The organism is Streptomyces sp. NPDC020875, assembly GCF_040641415.1.
Taxonomy (GTDB): domain Bacteria; phylum Actinomycetota; class Actinomycetes; order Streptomycetales; family Streptomycetaceae; genus Streptomyces.
Genome location: NZ_JBFADP010000004.1, coordinates 41,769 through 58,745, shown reverse-complemented (window position 1 = coordinate 58,745; position 16,977 = coordinate 41,769). Strand labels below are relative to the sequence as shown.

Genomic DNA, 16,977 nt, shown 5'->3' with positions numbered 1-16,977 from the left:
AAACGCACAGTCGAAACGGGATCGTTTCGCTTTGACCGTGGCCTACTCTGGACGGGTACGAAACCGTTTCGTTCGGAAGCGGTCGTGGGAGAGTGCGGTAGCCGCCCGGAACGGGGGGTCCGCGCCCCGGCGGCCGACCCCGGCGAAACGTCCGGTGGAAGGCCCGTACGGCGCCGTAAGGCCCGGCGTGGCCGGAGCCGACCCGACCCGACGCGATCCGAGGAAAGGGGGCCGACCGATGTCCCGCAGCCGACTGACACCCGAGCGCGAGGCCGAGCTGTTCGAAGCCGTGCTCGAACTGCTGCGCGAGGTCGGATACGACTCCCTGACCATGGACGCCGTCGCGGCCAGGACCCGTTCCAGCAAGGCGACGCTCTACCGGCAGTGGCACAACAAGCCCGAGCTGGTGGCGACCGCCCTGCAGCACACCTCGGGCCACGCCGCCGACGAGGTCGACACCGGCAGTCTCCGCGGTGACTTCCACGCGCTGGTGATGCGGACCGACGACTGTCAGCTGGAGAAGGACTCCGCCCTGATCCGGGGGCTGGTCCAGGCGGTCCACACCAACCCGGATCTCTTCGACGCGCTGCGCAAGAAGGTTCTCGAACCCGATATGGCGGCGCTGCGGACCGTGGTCGACCGGGCGGTCGACCGCGGTGAGGTGGGTGCGGAGAACCCGGCCAGGGACTTCGTCCCGCATATGTTGTTCGGCCTCTTCTTCGCCATCCAGATGATCGAGGACCGGGTCCCCAACCGGGATTTCCTCACCCGGTACGTGGACGCGGTGGTCCTGCCGGCCCTGGAGGCGCGATGACGCGCCCCGGAACGCCGGTGGCCAGGATCGGCCGGGAACGGCCCCGGCGGGTGCCGGACCGGGGGCTGCCCCGGGCCGGGATCCCTCAACGGGCCTCCTGTTAGCGCCGGATCCCGTCCCCACCGGATCCCCTCCCACTCCCCGTCGTGGCTCCGTCCCGGCCCGTCCAGGACGTCCGCGGCACCGGTCCCCCCACCCGGCCCGCTGCGGATCGAGCCCCGGCCCCGTCCCACCCGGACCCTTCCCCGGTCTTCCCCACCCCCGCTCACGTACCACCAGCACCATCCGCACCATCAGCACGACCCGTACCTGACGCGCGCCGCTCACGTCGTCGGGCCGACTCCCCCTGCCCTGTTCGTCTCACCAAACGGGAGAACGCCCTCGTGGCCACGTTCCTCTACAAACTCGGGCGGTCCGCCTTCAGGCGCCGCAAACTAGTCGCCCTGATATGGGTGGCGCTCCTCGTACTCGCGGGGGTGGCGGCCTCCTCCGCGGCCACGCCCAAGGACCCCGGCTTCGCCCTTCCCGGCACCGAGTCCCAGAAGGCGTTCGACCTGATGGAGGAGCGGTTCCCGGGCGCAGGCAGCGCCGACGGGGCCGTCGGCCGGATGGTCTTCAAGGCACCGGCCGGTCAGAAGATGACCGACCCCAAGAACAAGGCCGAGGTCAACGAGGCCATCGCCGACCTCAAGAAGGGCTCGACCGAGATCTCCGCGGTCAAGAACCCCTTCGAGGCGGACGCGGTCTCCGAGGACGGCTCCACGGCCTACATCGTGGTCGAGTACAAGACCAACTCGATGGAGCTGAGCGACAAGAGCAAGGAGTCGCTCACCGACGTCGCGAAGGACGCCCGGTCCGCCGGTCTCGCCGTGGAGCTCGGCGGTGACGCCAGCATGGTCGAGCACGACGCCGCCTCCAGCGAGATGATCGGCATCCTGATCGCCGCGATCGTGCTGGTGATCACCTTCGGATCGCTGATCGCCGCCGGTATGCCGCTGCTGACCGCCATCATCGGCGTCGGTGTCGGCATCTCCACCATCACCGCCCTGGCGAACGTGCTCGACCTGGGCACCACCACCTCCATGCTGGCGACGATGATCGGCCTCGCGGTCGGTATCGACTACGCCCTCTTCATCGTCTCCCGCTACCGCTCCGAGCTGGCCGCGGGCCGGGAGCGCGACGACGCGGCGGGCCGGGCCGTCGGCACCGCGGGCTCCGCGGTCGTCTTCGCCGGTCTGACGGTGGTCATCGCCCTCGCCGGACTCGCGGTCGTCAATATCCCCATCCTCACCAAGATGGGCTTCGCCGCCGCCGGAACCGTCGTCATCGCCGTGGTCATCGCGATCACCCTGATCCCGGCGCTGCTCGGGTTCGCGGGCGACAAGATCCTCGGCCGCAAGGTGCGCAAGGCCCGCAAGGCCGGGGTGGACATCGGCCAGGGCGTCCCCGGCGCCAAGCCGAAGGCGGGGGTCCGCTGGGCCCAGTTCGTACTGCGCCGTCCGGTCGCCGTACTGGTCACCGCGGTCGTCGGCCTCGGCCTGATCGCCGTCCCGGCGGCGTCGCTCCAGGTGGGTCTGCCGGACGAGGGCTCGTCCGCGCCCGCCTCCACCCAGCGCAAGGCGTACGACATGCTCGCCGACGGCTTCGGCCCCGGCTTCAACGGTCCGCTGACGATCGTGGTCGACGCCAAGAAGAGCGAGAACCCCAAGAAGGCGGTCGACGACGTCGCCGCGTCCGTCGAGAAGATGGACGGTGTGGCGGCGGTGGTCCCGGCCGGGCTGAATCCGGCGGGTGACACCGGTCTGATCACCGTGGTGCCCGAGGACCGGCCGTCGTCCCCGGACACCGAGAAGCTCGTCGAGAAGATCCGCGGCGAGGGCAAGACGTTCAAGGCCGACTCCGGAGCCGCCGTCTTCATCACCGGCGCCACGGCCCTGAACATCGACTTCTCGCAGATGATGAACGACGCCCTGATCCCGTATCTGGCGCTCGTCGTCGGCCTGGCGTTCCTGCTGCTGGTCCTGGTCTTCCGGTCGATCCTGGTCCCGCTGAAGGCGGCCCTCGGCTTCCTGCTCTCGGTGGTGGCGGCGCTCGGCGCGGTCGTCGCGGTCTACCAGTGGGGCTGGCTGGCCGATCTGTTCAATGTCGAACAGCCCGGCCCGATCATGTCGATGATGCCGATCTTCATGATCGGTGTGGTCTTCGGTCTCGCCATGGACTACGAGGTCTTCCTCGTCACCCGGATGCGGGAGGCGTACGTCCACGGGGAGCGGCCCGCCGAGACCATCGTCACCGGCTTCCGCGACGGGGCCCGGGTGGTCACCGCCGCCGCAGTCATCATGATCGGCGTCTTCGCGGGCTTCATCAGCTCCGGTGAGCAGATGGTCATGATGATGGGCTTCGGCCTGGCGATCGCGGTCTTCTTCGACGCGTTCGTGGTCCGGATGGCGATCGTCCCGGCGGTCCTGGCCCTGCTGGGCGACAAGGCGTGGTGGCTGCCGCGCTGGCTCGACAAGGCGCTGCCGAATGTGGACGTCGAGGGCGAGAAGCTGCAGAAGCAGCTCGCCGACCGGCCGCAGGACCCGGACGAGGACCGTCAGCTGGTCCGCGTCTGACCTGCCGCTGATCGTCCCTGGTCTCAGGGCGACGGGCCGCACCCCACTGTGGGGTGCGGCCCGTCCGCGCGTTCGGGTGCGGCTTAGGCCATCCGGGGGGTGGCGCCGTCGGTTCCCGTCCCCGTCAGCGGGCTCACGGCCGGGGTGGTGGCCGGGGGCGGGGTCGCTTCCGGCGGGGCCGCCGGGTCGGTGGAGGCGTACGTATGGCGGAGGAACCGGGTCAGCGCCGTCGAGTCGAACTGGACGACCGAGACCCCCTCCGGCGAGTGGAACTCCACCACCGCCTGGGCCCGGCCGCACGGCCAGATCTCCACGTCACCGCTGCGAACCGGGCCCCGCAGGCCGCTCTCCAGCAGCTCCCGGGGGAAGGTCCACCCCGTGCCGCCGGGGAAGGCGAACCGCACGGCCCCGGGGTCGTCGGCGGGTTCGTACGACATCGAGACGCGGACCGGACGGTACTGGGGGGCATCGCTCACGACCCGGGCCCAGGCGTGGTCCTCGACGGTGGTGGGGGACATCGGCCGCTCCTCACAACGTCTCCTTTACCCTCTAATGTCCCATATTTTGGGGGAGGGCTCGATCGCGCTTTGCTCTCTTCTGGGAGTGCGACGCTCTTGCGCATCATGTGCGGAGGAGCACAATCAATGCCGCCGCCGTACGTTCGCCCCGCACGCCGCTCCGGCCCGCCTCCGCCGCATTCGCCGCCTCCGCCGACCGCTCCCGGGTCTCCCGGCCTGTACCGGCCCCGCCCGGCCCTTGATCCTTCCCGTCTTTCCTGTTCGGTCGTCATCGCCATTCCGATCGCCTTACCGATCCGGAGCCCGCCATGCATGTACCCGACGGATTCAACGATCTGCCCGTGTCGGCTGCCGCCGCGGGGGTGGTGGCCGTCGCCGCCCGTCCCGACTGACCTGGAAGTCAGCGCCCTCCCCGGACGTTGCACCATGGACGGATGCACGGAAGCGGGAACAAGGGGACGGAGGGGGCTGTGGTGGAGATTCACGGCACGGTGGCGGACGGTTTCGAGCCGGTACGCGACGCCTTCGTCCGGAACTTCGAACAGCGCGGCGAACGGGGCGCGGCGGTCACGGTCTACCGGGACGGCCGCCAGGTGGTGGACCTGTGGGCGGGGTCCAGGGACGCCGATCCGGATCCCGGTACGACCTCGCCCGCCCCGCCGTGGACCGCGGACACGGCGCAGATCGTCCGCTCGGCGACCAAGGGCGTCACGGCCGCCGTCGTGCTGCTGCTGCATCAGCGGGGCCGGATCGACCTCGACGCGCCGGTGGGCACGTACTGGCCGGAGTTCAAGGCGGCGGGCAAGGAGCGGGTGCTCGTACGGCAGCTGCTGGCGCACCGCGCGGGGCTCCCCGCCCTCGACCGGCCGCTGACCCCGGCCGAGGCGGTCGACCAGGTCAGCGGCCCGGCGGCGCTGGCGGCCCAGCGGCCCGCGTGGGAGCCCGGCACGGACCACGGCTACCACCCGCAGACGTACGGCTGGCTGCTCGGCGAACTGGTTGCCCGGGTCACCGGCCGGACCGTGGGCCGCTGGGCCGCCGAGGAGATCGCCCGCCCCCTCGGACTCGACTTCTGGATCGGGCTCCCGGCGGCCGAGGCGCACCGGGTGGGCCGGATCGGGCCGGTCGCCGAGCCCCCGGCGGCCGAGGGCGGCGGCCTGGCGCTGCGACCCAAGCGGTCGGTGGCGGACGCGTACCGGGACCCGGATTCGCTGACCCGGCGCGCGTTCGGGGTGATAGCCCCGCTGCCGGACGAGAACGACCCGGCGTACCGGGCCGCCGAGATGCCCGCGTCCGGCGGTATCGCGACCGCCCGCGCGCTGGCCCGGTTCTACGCCGCGACACTCGGCCCGGTCGACGGCGGCCCGCGGCTCTTCGCACCCGCGACACTGACCCTGGCCAGGACCGAGGAGGCCAAGGGCCCGGACCGGGTCCTGGTCGTCCCCACCCGCTTCGGCCTCGGCTATATGCTCCACGGCCCGGCGTCGCCGCTGCTGGGCCCCGGCTCCTTCGGCCACCCCGGCCGGGGCGGCTCCCTCGGCTTCGCCGACCCGGACAGCGGTATCGGCTTCGGCTATGTCACCAACGGCCTTCGCAAGGGCGTCACCGCCGACCCCCGGGCCCAGGCCCTGATCCGGGCGGTCCGCTCGGCGCTCTGACCCGGCGGACCGGCCGCCCGGCGGGCCGCGTACGGAATCCGATCACGGCCCCGCCCGGGACTGCCGGACGCGGCGATCAAGAAGGTACGTTCGGCCCATGAAACGCTTCGAGGGTTACGGGGTCCTGATCACGGGCGCGGCCCGCGGTATCGGCGCGGCGACCGCGCGCCGACTGGCGGACGAGGGCGCGCGGGTACTGCTCACCGATATCGACGGGCCCGCCGTCGAGGCCGCGGCGGCGGCGATACCGGGCGCGGAGGCGGCCCTCTGCGACGTCTCCGACCAGGCGCAGGTCGACGCCGCCGTCGACCGGGCCGTCACCGCGTTCGGCACGCTCGACGTCGTCGTCAACAACGCCTTCGCGTCCGCCTGGGACGCCGATATCGCCGCCGACTCCGACGAGGTGTGGCGCCGCGACCTGGACGTCACCCTGATGGGAGCGGTCCGCACCGCCCGCGCGGCCCTGCCCCATCTGGCGGCCGGCGGCCGGGGCGCGATCGTCAACATCGGCTCCGTGAACGCCGAGGCGGACTTCGGCAACCACGCCTACAGCGCCGCCAAAGCGGGCCTGGCGTCCCTGACCCGCACCCTGGCGGGCGACGCGGCCCCGCGCGGCGTCCGGGTCAACCAGATCAACCCGGGCACGATCCGCACCGGCAACTGGGACGGCCGCGAGGCACTCCTCGACGCCCTCGCCGAACGGGTCTACCCCCTGGGCCGGGTCGGCGAACCGGACGACATCGCGGCGGCGGTCGCCTTCCTCGCCTCCCGCGACGCGTCCTGGATCACGGGCACGGTCCTGCGGGTCGACGGCGGCCTGCTGGCGGTCCACCAGGCGTTCGCGGCGATCACGGCGGGGCCGGAGCCGGAGTAGGCGCCGCCGGTACGGGGGTGGTCCGGGGCCGCTCCCGTACCGTCCCCGGGCCGGTACCCGGCACGAGCCCCCTTCGGTCCGCGCCGGGGTGACCGTTGTCCACAGGCCCGGATACGGGGCGGGCGACCGGCGTACCGTGGAAGACCGACCTTCCGACGGGGGTGGCGGTGTCTTTCGAATCGGGCATGGGCGACCGACTGGCCGAGCTGAGACTGCGGCGCGGGCTGACGCAGGAGCAACTCGCCGAGCGGGCCGGGCTCTCCATCGATGTCGTACGGAAACTGGAGCAGGGGCGGCGGCGAACGGCGCGGCTCTCCAGCATCAACGCGCTGGCCCGGGCCCTCGATACGGAACCGAGCCATCTGGTGGGCCAGCCCGGCACCTTCGAGGCGTCCGGGGCGGCCGACCCGGAGGGGTCCCCGTCGGTCCTCGCGCTCCGGCGGGCCGTCTCCCCGGTGACGGATCTCCTGGGCGACGAGCCCGACCCCGAGGACCCGCCGGGAATCGACGCGCTGCGGGCGGCCCTGCGGTCGACCGAGGCGGTGCGGCGCGAGGGCCGGATGGGCGAGATCGGGGTGCTGCTGCCACCGCTGATCCGTGACGCCAGGGCCGCCGCGCACGCCTTCGACGGGCCGGCCGCCGCCGCCGCGAACTCCGTGCTGGCGGAGGCGTATCAGATCGCGGCGACCACACTCACCGCCCTCGGCAAGGAGGACGCCGCCTACACCGCGATGGAGCGCTCCCTGGCCGCGATCCGCCGGTGCGACGATCCCGGTCTGGAAACCCTGGCGGTCTCCACCCTGGCCTGGGTCCTCACCCGGCAGGGGCGGCTGGCGGATGCCGAGCGGGTCGCCCTCGGCCGGGCGGACCGGATCGAGCCGGGATTCCGGTCGTCCGCGCGGGAGCTGGCGCTCTGGGGCATCCTGCTGCTGCGGGCCGCCACCGCGGCCGTACGGCGGAAGGACCACGGGACGGTCCACGATCTGCTCCGGCTGGTCAACGGTGCCGCCGAGAGCATGGGGAAGGACATCCTGGTGTACGCCACCCCGTTCGGGCGGACGAACGCGGGAGTCGCCACGGTCAACTTCCTGGTGGAGATGGACCGCGGTGAGGAGGCGCTCCGGACCGTCCGGACCATCCCCGACCTGTCTTCCATGCCGCCGACCTGGCGGGCCCGCTTCCATGTGGACCGGGCGCTCGCCTACGCGGACCTCGGCCGCGACCGCGCGGCCGAACAGGCGCTGCTGCGGGCGGAGACCGAGGCGCCGGAGTGGATGCGGTACCACTCCACGTCCCGCCGACTGGTCTCGGACCTCCGGGAACGGGCCCCGCGCCGTGACGCGGAGATACTGCGACTGGCCGACCGACTCGGGCTGACCCGGTAGGACGCCCTGTCCCAGGCGGATACCCGCCGGGGGCGGTACGGCCCTGGGGCCGGTGGCCGGGAGCTTCTAGCGTGCCGTGTGCCCGGCCCAGCACGGCCCACGACGGCACTCGCCGTCGTGGGCCCGTGTCGGGGCACCGCACTCCCGAAGGACACGACGCCATGGTGGCTTCGAAGGCGACCGCGCATTTTCCGGCGGTCTTCCGGCCGACGCTGGATCCCCCCAGCCCGGTGCCCGGTTGCACCCTGTGCGCGGCTCTGGTCGTCCGGCGCGGCAGGGCCCGCGCGGCCGGTGATCTGTCGCGGGTCACCGACTGCGATGTGCTGTTGCGGCGCCATCCCGGGCACGAGCCGTTCGGGCAGTCACTCGCGGACTCCGGCCCCGTCGCCGACGGTTCGGTCAGGAGCCGGGGCGGTGCCGCGGTGGACGGGGAGCCGGACGCCGATGCGTGACCTCGTACGACGCCTGCTGCGCCGGGCCCCGGACCGGCCGAGGTCATCCGGGCTCCCGGCGGGGCCGCCGCCCGACCCCTGGGCGCGGCCCTGGACCGGGCCCACCAAGGAGGAGGCCGCGGAGATCTTCCGGCGTGAGGCGGACGAGCGGCGGGCGCGGCGGAAGACGCTGCTCGTGGTGGACGGCGGGATCTGGCTGCCGGGCCCGTACGAGGGGCCGGGGCGATGACCGTGGAGGGGCTGACCGGCCCGCCGCCGCAGGCGTTGTCCGCCGTGTGCTGTGTCTGCGGACGTACGACGACCGCGCCGGTCGAGGTGGCATACATCGAGCGGGCGAGTGGGCCGGGGCGGGTCGTGTATGCCTGTCCGGAGGATGTCTCGATCCCCACTCCGGGGCCGGGGCGGGACGGGGCGTAGAGGCGGCTATCCGGCGGTGACGCGGTGGGCGATCGCCGTGGCGGCCGCCGTGGTGTCGGCTGCGGTGTCGTTCGTGGCGGCGAGGGTGACGACGACCGCGAGGGTGCGGCCCGACGGGGTGTGGGCCGTCGACAGGGACCAGGTCGTGCCGGTGGCGGGGACCCGGGCCGTGAGGGGGGCGGACAGGGCGCCGGAGAGTTGGACCGCCGTACGGGGGGAGAGCGCGCGCCGGGTGTCGGCGGGGGCGTCGGGGGTGGCCAGCAGGCGGGGGGCCGGGCGGGCGCCGGCGTTGGAGAGGGTGGCGAGGAGCAGTGCCAGCTGGATCGGGGTGGCCGTGACGTCGGCGAGTCCGTTGGCCGTCAGCGCGAGGTCCGCCCGGGACGGGGGATCGCTCGGCCAGACGCTCTCGGCCGCGCGGACGGGGGTCTTCAGGTTGTCGTCGTTGAAGCCGAGGGCTCGCGCCGTGGACTCCAGGGGTCCGGCGCCCAGATCGGCGGCGAGCGCCGCGAAGACATTGCCGCAGCCGTGCTTGAGGGCGATCCGCAGGTCGGCGTTCTCGCACCGGGGCGAGGGGCCGTTGATACGGGTGGTGGTGCCGGGAATGGCGTAGGCCAGTGGGCTGCGGGTGGGGGTGTCGACCGAGCGGACCAGGCCCTTCTCCAGCGCCGCCGCCGCGACCACCAGATGGGCGGCCCCGCCCGGGTTCTCGGCTTCCCGTACGGCCCGGTTGAGCAGGGGCCGGGGTTCGGCCGATTGCAGCCGCCGCCACATCTCCGCGTCGGCCCCGGTGTTCCCGGCGAAGGATCCGGGGTCGTACGAAGGGGCGCTGACCAGGGCCACGATCTCCCCGGTCCGGACGTCGACCGCGATCGCCGCGCCGGTGCGGCCGCGCAGTCCGTCGAAGGCGGCCCGCTGGGCGGCGGGGTCGATGGTCGTGGGGACGTCCCGGCCCGCGTCGAGTTCGGTTCTGCGGATGCTCTCCACCCCGGCCGCCCCGAAGCTGAGGGACCGGTAGCCGGTGACGGAGGCGTAGACCTCGCCGTCGGTGTACGTACGGCGGAACGGGGCCTTCGGGATGCCGGACGGTTCCGATCCGGTGACCGCCCGGCCCGCGACGAGAATGTCACCCGGCCCTCCGGCGGGTTTCGGCTCCATCCGGCTCGCCCCGGGTGACACGTCCGGCGGGACGGGCGACACGTCGTCCGAGGTACACCCCGTCAACGACAAGGACGACAGCACCACGAGGGCGACGAGTACGGGGCCGGAGACGGCACGACGAAGGGCACGAAGGGGTGCGGTGGGCATCGCCACATCCTAGGACGCGAGGCACCAACTGGTCTGGTCCACTGGCGAGTTGGCAGAGGTCTGTTCCAAACCTCTCACGGTCCCCGCCGGTCCCTCACTTCGTCCGGTCCTCAGGCGCCGAAGGTGCGGGTGCGGCGGGCAGGCTCGCGCGGGTGAGTTCCAGCAGCCGTCCCAGCCAGTTGCGGCCCCGGCCCCCGTTGTCGCCCCAGAAGTCGGTGTCGTCGTACTCGTCGTAGAGGATCGTCTCGTCCCCGGTGGCCAGCAGGATCGCCGCGAGGGCGGGGTGCTGGGCGAATTTGGCGTCGAGCAGCCGGGCCATCACGGCGGGCCGGGTCCGGTCCCAGTCCACCGGGCGCGGGGCGTCCGCGGTCAGCCGCTTCGCCCGGCCCGGGGTGTCGGCCGCGGCGGCGGCGGCCCGGATCGCGGGGTCGGTCGTCGACAGGGCCAGGAACGCGTGGGCCACCGTGGGGTAGGTGGTGCCCTCGTAGTCGAAGGACGCCGGATAGGTGATCCGGAGGGCTTCCTTCCCCGGGTCGTCCGAACCCTGCGGGTAGGAGTGGGGGATATGGACGGAGGAGAACCGTCCGGCCGTGCCCTTCCCGGCGGTACGTTCCCCGGCCGGGGCGGGGCCCCACCGGCCGATCGCCGCGAAGTAGCCGATCGCCTCCTCGTAGTCCTCCCGCGTGACGGTCTCGTCGATTTCCTCGTCCCGGCCGCCGACACCCGCCGCGAGCACCCTCAGGGGCTGGTCCTTGAGGTCCATGTCGCCCAGCGCGTACCGCCGTGTCGTCTCCGGTATCGCGAGATAGGCGGCGCGGACGGCGAGCCGGTTGGCCTCCGTGCGGTCGGCCATGAAGACATCGATCAGCGCCCGGCACCGGCCGGTCGAGTCGGGGCGGCCGTTCAGCTCGTCGATGGTGTCGCGGACCTCGGCGAGCAGCAGTTCCGGCGTGTACCAGGTCTGCGGCTCCTGGAACCGCCATGCCGCCAGATGGTGCGCGGACGCCCGGCCGCCCTCCGGCAGGGACGTCGCCACCCAGCCGGATGCCAGCTTCCGCTCGAACTCGGCGAGGGTGAGCAGCCCCCACGCGTCCACGATGCCGTCGGCGTAGACGTACAGCTCGGTGAGGAAGTGGGTGCCGCCGTTGCGGATGAAGGCGGGGCGCCAGGTGCCGCGGATCAGCCGGCCGTCGGCCTTCCGGTGGACGATCTTGTTGCTGGGGATCATCCCCGTATTCTGCGCCGTGCTTCCCCCGGGCCGGTACGCGGCGGTCGTCGCCGCCGCGCCATCGGTGCCGTACCGCGTACGGCCCGGACGCCTATTCGTCGTCGTAGTGGAGCGTGCCGTCGTCGTCCATCGTCGGGTGCAGCTTCATCGGGCCCCAGCCGTCGGGGTCGGAGGGGCGCGGCGGTTCGGGCCCGTCCGGGCCGCAGCGGAGCGCGCGTTCGATCCGGCAGACCCGGTAGAGGGAGTCGCCGACCCTGGCCTCGTCGGCCCGGCCCGCGGCCTTGAACTCCTCGGCGACCCGGGCGTACTCCGCGCGCTCCTCCTCGTCGAACTCGTACAGCATGGGCCAGAACTCGTTCATCCCGTCGAAGAGACTGCGCCGGGCGTCGTGCGGGGACGGCAGCAGGATGCCCCGGGTGGTCCACCGGCCGTCCGCGAGTTCGACGACGCTGAAGCCGACCGGCAGCAGCGCGATATCGGGGTAGCGCTCGGCCGCCAGCTCCGAATCGCGGCGGACGTGGTCGGGGAAGAGGGGACCCGAGTACGAGAAGGAGCGCAGCCCCAGCTTCATCGCCCCCGCCATCAGACCGTCCTCCCGGTCGGGGTCGATGTCCAGCCCGACCTCCGGCCAGACCCGGTCCCGGTCGCCGTCCCACGAGTGGTCGTTGCCGGGCTCGGGGTCGGTGGGGCGGGGCGGTTCGAGCCCGTCGTCGCCCCGGCGGGCGAACTCGTCGGCGCGCACCACCCGGTAGCGGCAGCCGAGTACCTCGATCTCGTCGGCGGGCTCGTTCTCCAGCACGGTGACGGCGTCGAGCAGCCTGCGGCGGAGCCGGGGGTCGTCGGTGTCGTCCTTGGCGCGGAACCAGAGGAAGGAGTTCAGACTGTCCCTGGCCTCCTGTGGGGAGCCGCTGATCAGGGGTTTCAGTACGCGCCACGCGCCGTCGTCGCCCCCGTCGCGCCAGGGGCCGAGGGCCGGGTCCCGGCCGCCGGTGTGCTGGGCGGCGAGCCCGAACACCGGTCCGCGGACCAGGAGATCCGGATAGCGGTACGAGGACTCGACGGCATCGGCCTCGGTCACCCAGGCCGCCGGGTCGTCGCGCCGTACCAGGTTCTCGTGCAGCCGGTCGATCCGTCGCTTCCAGTCATCAGCCATGCGCACATTGTTGTGGTGTGGGATCGTTCCGCGTGCTGAGGGGACTTCAACTGGCCGGAAGAGTACGTTTCGCACGGGAAACGTCGAACGCCCGCTCCTCGGTGGGGAGTTGATGGGTGTGCGTGTTCGAACGGGGGTGGCGCGGGTGATGGCGCCGGGGGTGGCGTGGGTGGCGTGGTGCGACTCGTGGGGTGGGGGTGGTGGGGGCCGTGGCCGGTTGTGAGGCTGCCGAGCCGAGCCGAGCCGAGCCGGGCGGGAAGCGGGGGCAGGAGCGGTGTCAGGGATGCGGGGTGTGTACCGGGCCGGGCCCCGGCGTCCGTCCGGCCGCCGTGAGGGCCGCCCGCCGGGCCGGTCCGAGCCGGTCCGGCCGGGCCGCCGCCGTGTACGTACCGGACGCCGCCCGCAGCGGTGCGACGGGATCCGTCAGGCCGGGATGCCGCTCCGCCGTTCCGATCGCCCGGACCACCCGCTCCCCGGTCCAGCCCAGCGCCGCCGCCAGCGCGTCCGCCGTCAGCGGGGCGCCCGCGTGGACCAGCGCCGCGAGTACGGTCAGCGCGTCCTCGCCGTCCGCCAGGTCCACCGGGCCGGTGTCCATATCGGCGGCGAGCCGGGAGAACAGCGACGCCATCCGGTCCAGCCGGACGCCCGCCGGGGTCCCGGCGCCGACGATCCCCGTACCGCGCCGCGCGGTTTCCGCCCAGAGGGTGATCGAGCGGGTGCTCGATGCCCAGGCCCCGGTCCACATGTCGTCGTCCAGTACGTACCGTTCGCGCCGCCGCCCCGGCTCCCGTTCCCGCCGGACCGCGCCGAGCGGCGCCAGATAGCCGACCGCCTTGGAGACCGACGCCGGGCTGACCCGGAGCCGCCGTACCAGCTCCGCCGAGGTCAGCCCGTCGGCATCGGCGAGGAACAGTTCGGTCAGGACGCGGGCCGCCATCCGGGGCAGGCCCGTACCGACCATCAACGCGGCGAACTCGGCCCGGAACGCCGGCACATCGGGGCCGCCCGGGCCGGTGGCCGAGTCGGTGTCCTCCGGGCCGTCCGGGTCGTCCGGGCCGCCGGGGTCGCCGGGGTCGCGGGGTCCGCCGGGTCCCGAGCGGCGGGCCCGCCAGGCCGTGGCCCGGTGGGCGTACTCCGCGCGATAACCGGAAGGCCCGCCGTTACGGGCCACCTCACGGCTCACCGTGGACGTCGGCCGCCCCAGCCGCCGGGCCGTCGCCGCGTACCCCAGGCCCTCCGCCAGCGCCTCCGCGATCAGCCGCCGCTCGTCCCGGGTCAGCCTGCCACCGGGCATCGTGCCCCTCCTTCCCCGCCGGTCTTCACCGTCAGCCCATTGCAACGGACGTCCGACGGCCGCCGAAGCGTTCACCATCAGCACCGTTGCAACAAACGGCCGTCTCCCCGGTGGAACATGGCGATCCGGCCGCTGTATGGCTGTTCGCCGAATGGCACCGCACCCTAGCTTTCACGGCACCGTGAAGAGAAGGGCAGTGCGATGAACGATTCCGGCGCCGACGTCCGGCCGCCGTGGGAGCCGGGGCGGAACCCGGCTCCCGGCCCCTGTACCCCTCCCGGCCCCGGCCCCGACCCCGGCTGTGGTCCGGTCGTGCTCGACGTCGCGGGGCTGCGGATGCGCTACGGCACCCGCGACGTCCTCCGGGACGTCACCTTCCGCGCCCACCGGGGCGAGATCCTCGCCCTGCTGGGACCCAATGGCGCGGGCAAATCCACCACCGTCGAGATCCTCGAAGGCTTCCGGACCCGGTCGGCGGGGACGGTCGAGGTCCTCGGCACGGACCCGGCCCGCGGCGACGAGGCGTGGCGCGCCAGGACCGGGGTCGTCCTCCAGTCCTGGCGCGACCACGGCAAATGGCGGGTCCGGGAACTCCTCGCCCACCTCGGCGCCTACTACGCGCCCTACGGCACCCCCGGCACGCCCCGCCCCCGGGACCCCGGCGAACTGATCGCCGCCGTCGGCCTCACCGACCGCGCGGACGCCCGGATCCGAACCCTCTCCGGCGGGCAGCGCCGCCGCCTCGACATCGCGGTCGGCGTGGTGGGCCGCCCCGAGGTCCTCTTCCTCGACGAACCGACCACCGGCCTCGACCCCGAGGCACGGGCCGCGTTCCATACGCTGGTACGGCGGCTCGCCGCCGACGAGGCCACCACGGTCCTGCTCACCACCCACGACCTCGACGAGGCGGAACGGCTCGCCGACCGGATCCTGGTCCTCTCCGGCGGCCGGATCGTCGCCGACGGCACCGCCGCCGCGCTGGCCCGGGAACACGCCGTCCCCGACGAGGTCCGCTGGACGGCCGGAGGCCGCCGCCGGACCGCGGCCACCGCCGACTCCACCGGGTTCGCCCGGGAACTCTTCCGCCGCCACGGCGACGGGCTGCGCGAACTGGAGATCCGGCGGGCGTCCCTCGCCGACACCTACGCCGCGCTGCTGGCGAACGGCGGGGACGCCGGTGAGCCCGGGGAACGGGCCGCCGCCGCGCGGGGAGCCGTACGATGACCAGCCGTACGACGCCCGCCGTCGCCACCGACATCGGCCGTACGGGTGGACGCCCCGTCCTGCGCGCGGGCGTCGGGCGCGGGCTGATCGAACTCCGCCAGTCCTTCACCAACGGCGCCGATCTGACCTCGCACTTCCTCTGGCCGACCCTGTTGCTGATCGTGCTCTTCCTGCTCCGGGACCGGGAGTTCGGCTCGTCCGGGCTGCCGTTCGGCACCCTCGTCCTGCCCGGTGTGCTGGGCATGAACATCGCCATGGGCATGGTGATGATGAGCCAGCACCTCACCGCCGACCGCGAGGACGGCACCCTGCTCCGGGCCAGAGCCACCCCGTACGGCATCCGCGGCTATCTCATCGGCAAGGTCGTCGCCGTGGGCGGCGGACTCCTGATCGACCTGGCGATCTTCCTCGTACCCGGGGCGCTGATCGTGGACGGACTCGCCGTCGAGGGCGCGACCGCCTGGGCGACCCTCGGCTGGGTCGTCGTCCTCGGCATCCTCGCGACCCTGCCCGTCGGCGCCGTACTGGGGTCCCTGATCTCCTCCAGCCGCGCCCAGGGCCTGGTCCAGCTGCCCGTACTCGCGACCATCGCGGTCTCCGGGATCTTCCACCCGGTGACGGCGCTGCCGGGCTGGGCCCAGGGCGCGGCCGGGTTCACCCCGGTCTACTGGCTCGGCCACGGTACGCGCTCCGCCCTCCTCCCCGACGGGGCGGCGGCGGCCGAACCCGGCGGCTCCTGGCGGCTGTGGGAGGCCGCCGGGGTGCTGGGCCTGTGGGCGGTCGCGGGCCTGGCGCTCGCCCCTCTGATACTGCGGCGGATGGCCCGCCGGGAGTCCGGTTCGGCGGTCTCGGCCCGCCGGGAGCGGGCCCAGCGGCGGACCGGCTGACCCGGCGGGCCGGCTCGGCGTACGGACTGAACAGTCGGGTCGGCGTACCGGCTCGGCGTACGGGCTGAACGGGCGGGCCGGTCCTGCTGGCCGGTGCGCCCGCCGGTTCGCGGCGGTCAGCCGTCGAAGCGGCGGCGGGCCTCCTCGATATCGCCGAGGAACCGCTGCGTCCAGCCGCACATGGCGGAGACCGTCGCCCGCAGGGCCCGGCCCGGCTCGGTCAGCGCGTACTCGACCTTCGGCGGCACCGTGGGATGCGCCGTCCGCTCGACCAGCCCGTTCCGCTCCAGCATCCGCAGATTCTGCGTCAGCATCTTGTGGCTGACGCCGTCGATCTCGTTCCGCAGCTCCCCGAACCGCAGGGTCCGGTCCCCCAGCGCCTCGATGATCAGAAACGCCCACTTGTTGGCGACGTCCGAGAAGATCTCCCGCGCCAGGGAATCGGACCGCCGCAGATCGGCGGCCTCGGGCAGACCGGCCGAAGAACTGTGGGCCGCCACCTCAGGCCGTGCGCTCACGGACATCCACGACCGTCGCGCCCGCATGCTTGACCAGGGACTCCGGATCGAGAGGGAAGACGGTATGCGGGGTACCGGCCGCCGCCCACACCACGTCGTGGGCGAGCAGCCCCCGGTCCGCGAGAACCCGGGTCCGGGTCAGATGACCGAACGGGGGTACGCCCCCGATGGCGTACCCGGTCGTCGCACGGACCAGATCGGCGTCCGCCCGCTTGACGGCCCCGGCACCCAACTCGGCCCTGACCCGCTCGACGTCGACCCGGGACGAGCCGTCCATCAGCACCAGCACAGGCACACCGTCCGCCGTGAAGATCAGCGACTTGACGATCTCGCTCACATCGCACCCGATGGCGGCAGCGGCCTCGACGGCGGTCCGGGTCGCCTCCGGAAACCCCCGGACCGGCAGGTCGAGCCCCGCCTCGGCGAGCGCGGCGGCGAAGCGGGGATGGGCGGCGGGGGCGGGGCTGCTGTTGTTGGCACTCATACGAGGTGACGGTAGCGGGACGGGCCGCGGGGCCGCGACGCGTTTGCGCTCCGGGGAGTGTGGCGCTTTCCCGGGTGCGCCGCCTCCCGGGGGTCCTCAGCGCCTCGGCCCTCCTGGTTGCCGGGTCGCACCCGGGCCGCGCGCCCGGCAG

At 73.4% G+C, this 16,977-nt stretch carries 16 protein-coding genes; 9 read left to right on the top strand and 7 right to left on the bottom strand.

The features are described from left to right. The first annotated feature begins 238 nt into the window (after positions 1 to 238). Positions 239 to 814 carry a TetR/AcrR family transcriptional regulator gene (locus AB0G74_RS03515; RefSeq protein ID WP_361140105.1) on the top strand — a complete coding sequence of 192 codons (576 nt, stop codon included), beginning with the start codon at positions 239 to 241 and terminating at the stop codon, positions 812 to 814. Between the two features lie 383 nt (positions 815 to 1,197). Beyond that, positions 1,198 to 3,429 carry an MMPL family transporter gene (locus AB0G74_RS03510; RefSeq protein ID WP_361140102.1) on the top strand — a complete coding sequence of 744 codons (2,232 nt, stop codon included), beginning with the start codon at positions 1,198 to 1,200 and terminating at the stop codon, positions 3,427 to 3,429. Positions 3,430 to 3,512: 83 nt separating this feature from the next. On the opposite strand, the gene AB0G74_RS03505 is transcribed toward AB0G74_RS03510, so the two are convergent. Beyond that, complete coding sequence (locus AB0G74_RS03505; RefSeq protein ID WP_361140099.1) at positions 3,513 to 3,947, bottom strand: SsgA family sporulation/cell division regulator; 435 nt, start codon at positions 3,945 to 3,947, stop codon at positions 3,513 to 3,515. A gap of 473 nt (positions 3,948 to 4,420) precedes the next feature. Between AB0G74_RS03505 and AB0G74_RS03500 the strand changes: the two genes are divergently transcribed. The 5 genes from AB0G74_RS03500 to AB0G74_RS03480 all read left to right on the top strand — a co-directional run bounded on the left by AB0G74_RS03500 (position 4,421) and on the right by AB0G74_RS03480 (position 8,545). Next, on the top strand, positions 4,421 to 5,605 hold the full coding sequence (locus AB0G74_RS03500; protein ID WP_361140427.1) for a serine hydrolase domain-containing protein: 1,185 nt from the start codon (positions 4,421 to 4,423) through the stop codon (positions 5,603 to 5,605). A gap of 97 nt (positions 5,606 to 5,702) precedes the next feature. After that, positions 5,703 to 6,479, top strand: a complete 777-nt coding sequence (locus AB0G74_RS03495; protein ID WP_361140096.1) for an SDR family NAD(P)-dependent oxidoreductase — start codon at positions 5,703 to 5,705, stop codon at positions 6,477 to 6,479. A gap of 185 nt (positions 6,480 to 6,664) precedes the next feature. Beyond that, a complete protein-coding gene (locus tag AB0G74_RS03490) occupies positions 6,665 to 7,864 on the top strand; it encodes a helix-turn-helix transcriptional regulator (RefSeq protein ID WP_361140093.1) in 1,200 nt (399 codons plus the stop codon). A 161-nt stretch (positions 7,865 to 8,025) separates the two neighbouring features. Continuing rightward, positions 8,026 to 8,316 (top strand): hypothetical protein, encoded by a 291-nt coding sequence (locus tag AB0G74_RS03485; RefSeq protein ID WP_361140090.1) that lies wholly within the window; start codon positions 8,026 to 8,028, stop codon positions 8,314 to 8,316. Beyond that, on the top strand, positions 8,309 to 8,545 hold the full coding sequence (locus AB0G74_RS03480; protein ID WP_361140087.1) for a hypothetical protein: 237 nt from the start codon (positions 8,309 to 8,311) through the stop codon (positions 8,543 to 8,545). The genes AB0G74_RS03485 and AB0G74_RS03480 overlap by 8 nt, the downstream gene beginning before the upstream one ends. A gap of 194 nt (positions 8,546 to 8,739) precedes the next feature. Here the strand turns inward: AB0G74_RS03480 and AB0G74_RS03475 are convergent, their stop codons facing one another. The 4 genes from AB0G74_RS03475 to AB0G74_RS03460 all read right to left on the bottom strand — a co-directional run bounded on the left by AB0G74_RS03475 (position 8,740) and on the right by AB0G74_RS03460 (position 13,713). Further along, positions 8,740 to 10,038, bottom strand: a complete 1,299-nt coding sequence (locus tag AB0G74_RS03475) for a penicillin-binding transpeptidase domain-containing protein (RefSeq protein ID WP_361140085.1) — start codon at positions 10,036 to 10,038, stop codon at positions 8,740 to 8,742. Positions 10,039 to 10,132: 94 nt separating this feature from the next. Beyond that, the gene (locus tag AB0G74_RS03470) at positions 10,133 to 11,266 is read right to left on the bottom strand and encodes an NADAR family protein (protein ID WP_361140083.1); all 1,134 of its coding nucleotides are present in this window, start codon (positions 11,264 to 11,266) and stop codon (positions 10,133 to 10,135) included. 91 nt (positions 11,267 to 11,357) lie between these two features. Next, positions 11,358 to 12,419 (bottom strand): DUF5954 family protein, encoded by a 1,062-nt coding sequence (locus AB0G74_RS03465; protein WP_361140080.1) that lies wholly within the window; start codon positions 12,417 to 12,419, stop codon positions 11,358 to 11,360. A 277-nt stretch (positions 12,420 to 12,696) separates the two neighbouring features. Further along, complete coding sequence (locus AB0G74_RS03460) at positions 12,697 to 13,713, bottom strand: MarR family transcriptional regulator (protein WP_361140077.1); 1,017 nt, start codon at positions 13,711 to 13,713, stop codon at positions 12,697 to 12,699. Between the two features lie 336 nt (positions 13,714 to 14,049). Between AB0G74_RS03460 and AB0G74_RS03455 the strand changes: the two genes are divergently transcribed. Beyond that, a complete protein-coding gene (locus AB0G74_RS03455; RefSeq protein ID WP_361140424.1) occupies positions 14,050 to 14,937 on the top strand; it encodes an ABC transporter ATP-binding protein in 888 nt (295 codons plus the stop codon). Then, positions 14,934 to 15,824, top strand: a complete 891-nt coding sequence (locus AB0G74_RS03450) for an ABC transporter permease (RefSeq protein WP_361140074.1) — start codon at positions 14,934 to 14,936, stop codon at positions 15,822 to 15,824. The genes AB0G74_RS03455 and AB0G74_RS03450 overlap by 4 nt, the downstream gene beginning before the upstream one ends. 116 nt (positions 15,825 to 15,940) lie before the next feature. Here AB0G74_RS03450 and AB0G74_RS03445 read toward each other — a convergent pair whose 3' ends face one another. Further along, positions 15,941 to 16,342: a helix-turn-helix domain-containing protein gene (locus tag AB0G74_RS03445; protein WP_361140071.1), complete on the bottom strand. Its 402-nt coding sequence runs from the start codon at positions 16,340 to 16,342 to the stop codon at positions 15,941 to 15,943. Next, the gene (locus tag AB0G74_RS03440) at positions 16,326 to 16,826 is read right to left on the bottom strand and encodes a YbaK/EbsC family protein (protein ID WP_361140069.1); all 501 of its coding nucleotides are present in this window, start codon (positions 16,824 to 16,826) and stop codon (positions 16,326 to 16,328) included. Before AB0G74_RS03440 ends, AB0G74_RS03445 begins: the two co-directional genes overlap by 17 nt. Positions 16,827 to 16,977 lie beyond the last annotated feature (151 nt).

Excerpts from the sequence above, each read along its gene's own strand:
- AB0G74_RS03515 (WP_361140105.1), top strand. The coding sequence starts at position 239 with ATGTCCCGCAGCCGACTGACACCCGAGCGCGAGGCCGAGCTGTTCGAA.
- AB0G74_RS03505 (WP_361140099.1), bottom strand. The coding sequence starts at position 3,947 with ATGTCCCCCACCACCGTCGAGGACCACGCCTGGGCCCGGGTCGTGAGC.
- AB0G74_RS03495 (WP_361140096.1), top strand. The coding sequence starts at position 5,703 with ATGAAACGCTTCGAGGGTTACGGGGTCCTGATCACGGGCGCGGCCCGC.
- AB0G74_RS03490 (WP_361140093.1), top strand. The coding sequence starts at position 6,665 with ATGGGCGACCGACTGGCCGAGCTGAGACTGCGGCGCGGGCTGACGCAG.
- AB0G74_RS03485 (WP_361140090.1), top strand. The coding sequence starts at position 8,026 with ATGGTGGCTTCGAAGGCGACCGCGCATTTTCCGGCGGTCTTCCGGCCG.
- AB0G74_RS03480 (WP_361140087.1), top strand. The coding sequence starts at position 8,309 with ATGCGTGACCTCGTACGACGCCTGCTGCGCCGGGCCCCGGACCGGCCG.
- AB0G74_RS03475 (WP_361140085.1), bottom strand. The coding sequence starts at position 10,038 with ATGCCCACCGCACCCCTTCGTGCCCTTCGTCGTGCCGTCTCCGGCCCC.
- AB0G74_RS03470 (WP_361140083.1), bottom strand. The coding sequence starts at position 11,266 with ATGATCCCCAGCAACAAGATCGTCCACCGGAAGGCCGACGGCCGGCTG.
- AB0G74_RS03465 (WP_361140080.1), bottom strand. The coding sequence starts at position 12,419 with ATGGCTGATGACTGGAAGCGACGGATCGACCGGCTGCACGAGAACCTG.
- AB0G74_RS03460 (WP_361140077.1), bottom strand. The coding sequence starts at position 13,713 with ATGCCCGGTGGCAGGCTGACCCGGGACGAGCGGCGGCTGATCGCGGAG.
- AB0G74_RS03455 (WP_361140424.1), top strand. The coding sequence starts at position 14,050 with ATGCGCTACGGCACCCGCGACGTCCTCCGGGACGTCACCTTCCGCGCC.
- AB0G74_RS03450 (WP_361140074.1), top strand. The coding sequence starts at position 14,934 with ATGACCAGCCGTACGACGCCCGCCGTCGCCACCGACATCGGCCGTACG.
- AB0G74_RS03440 (WP_361140069.1), bottom strand. The coding sequence starts at position 16,826 with ATGAGTGCCAACAACAGCAGCCCCGCCCCCGCCGCCCATCCCCGCTTC.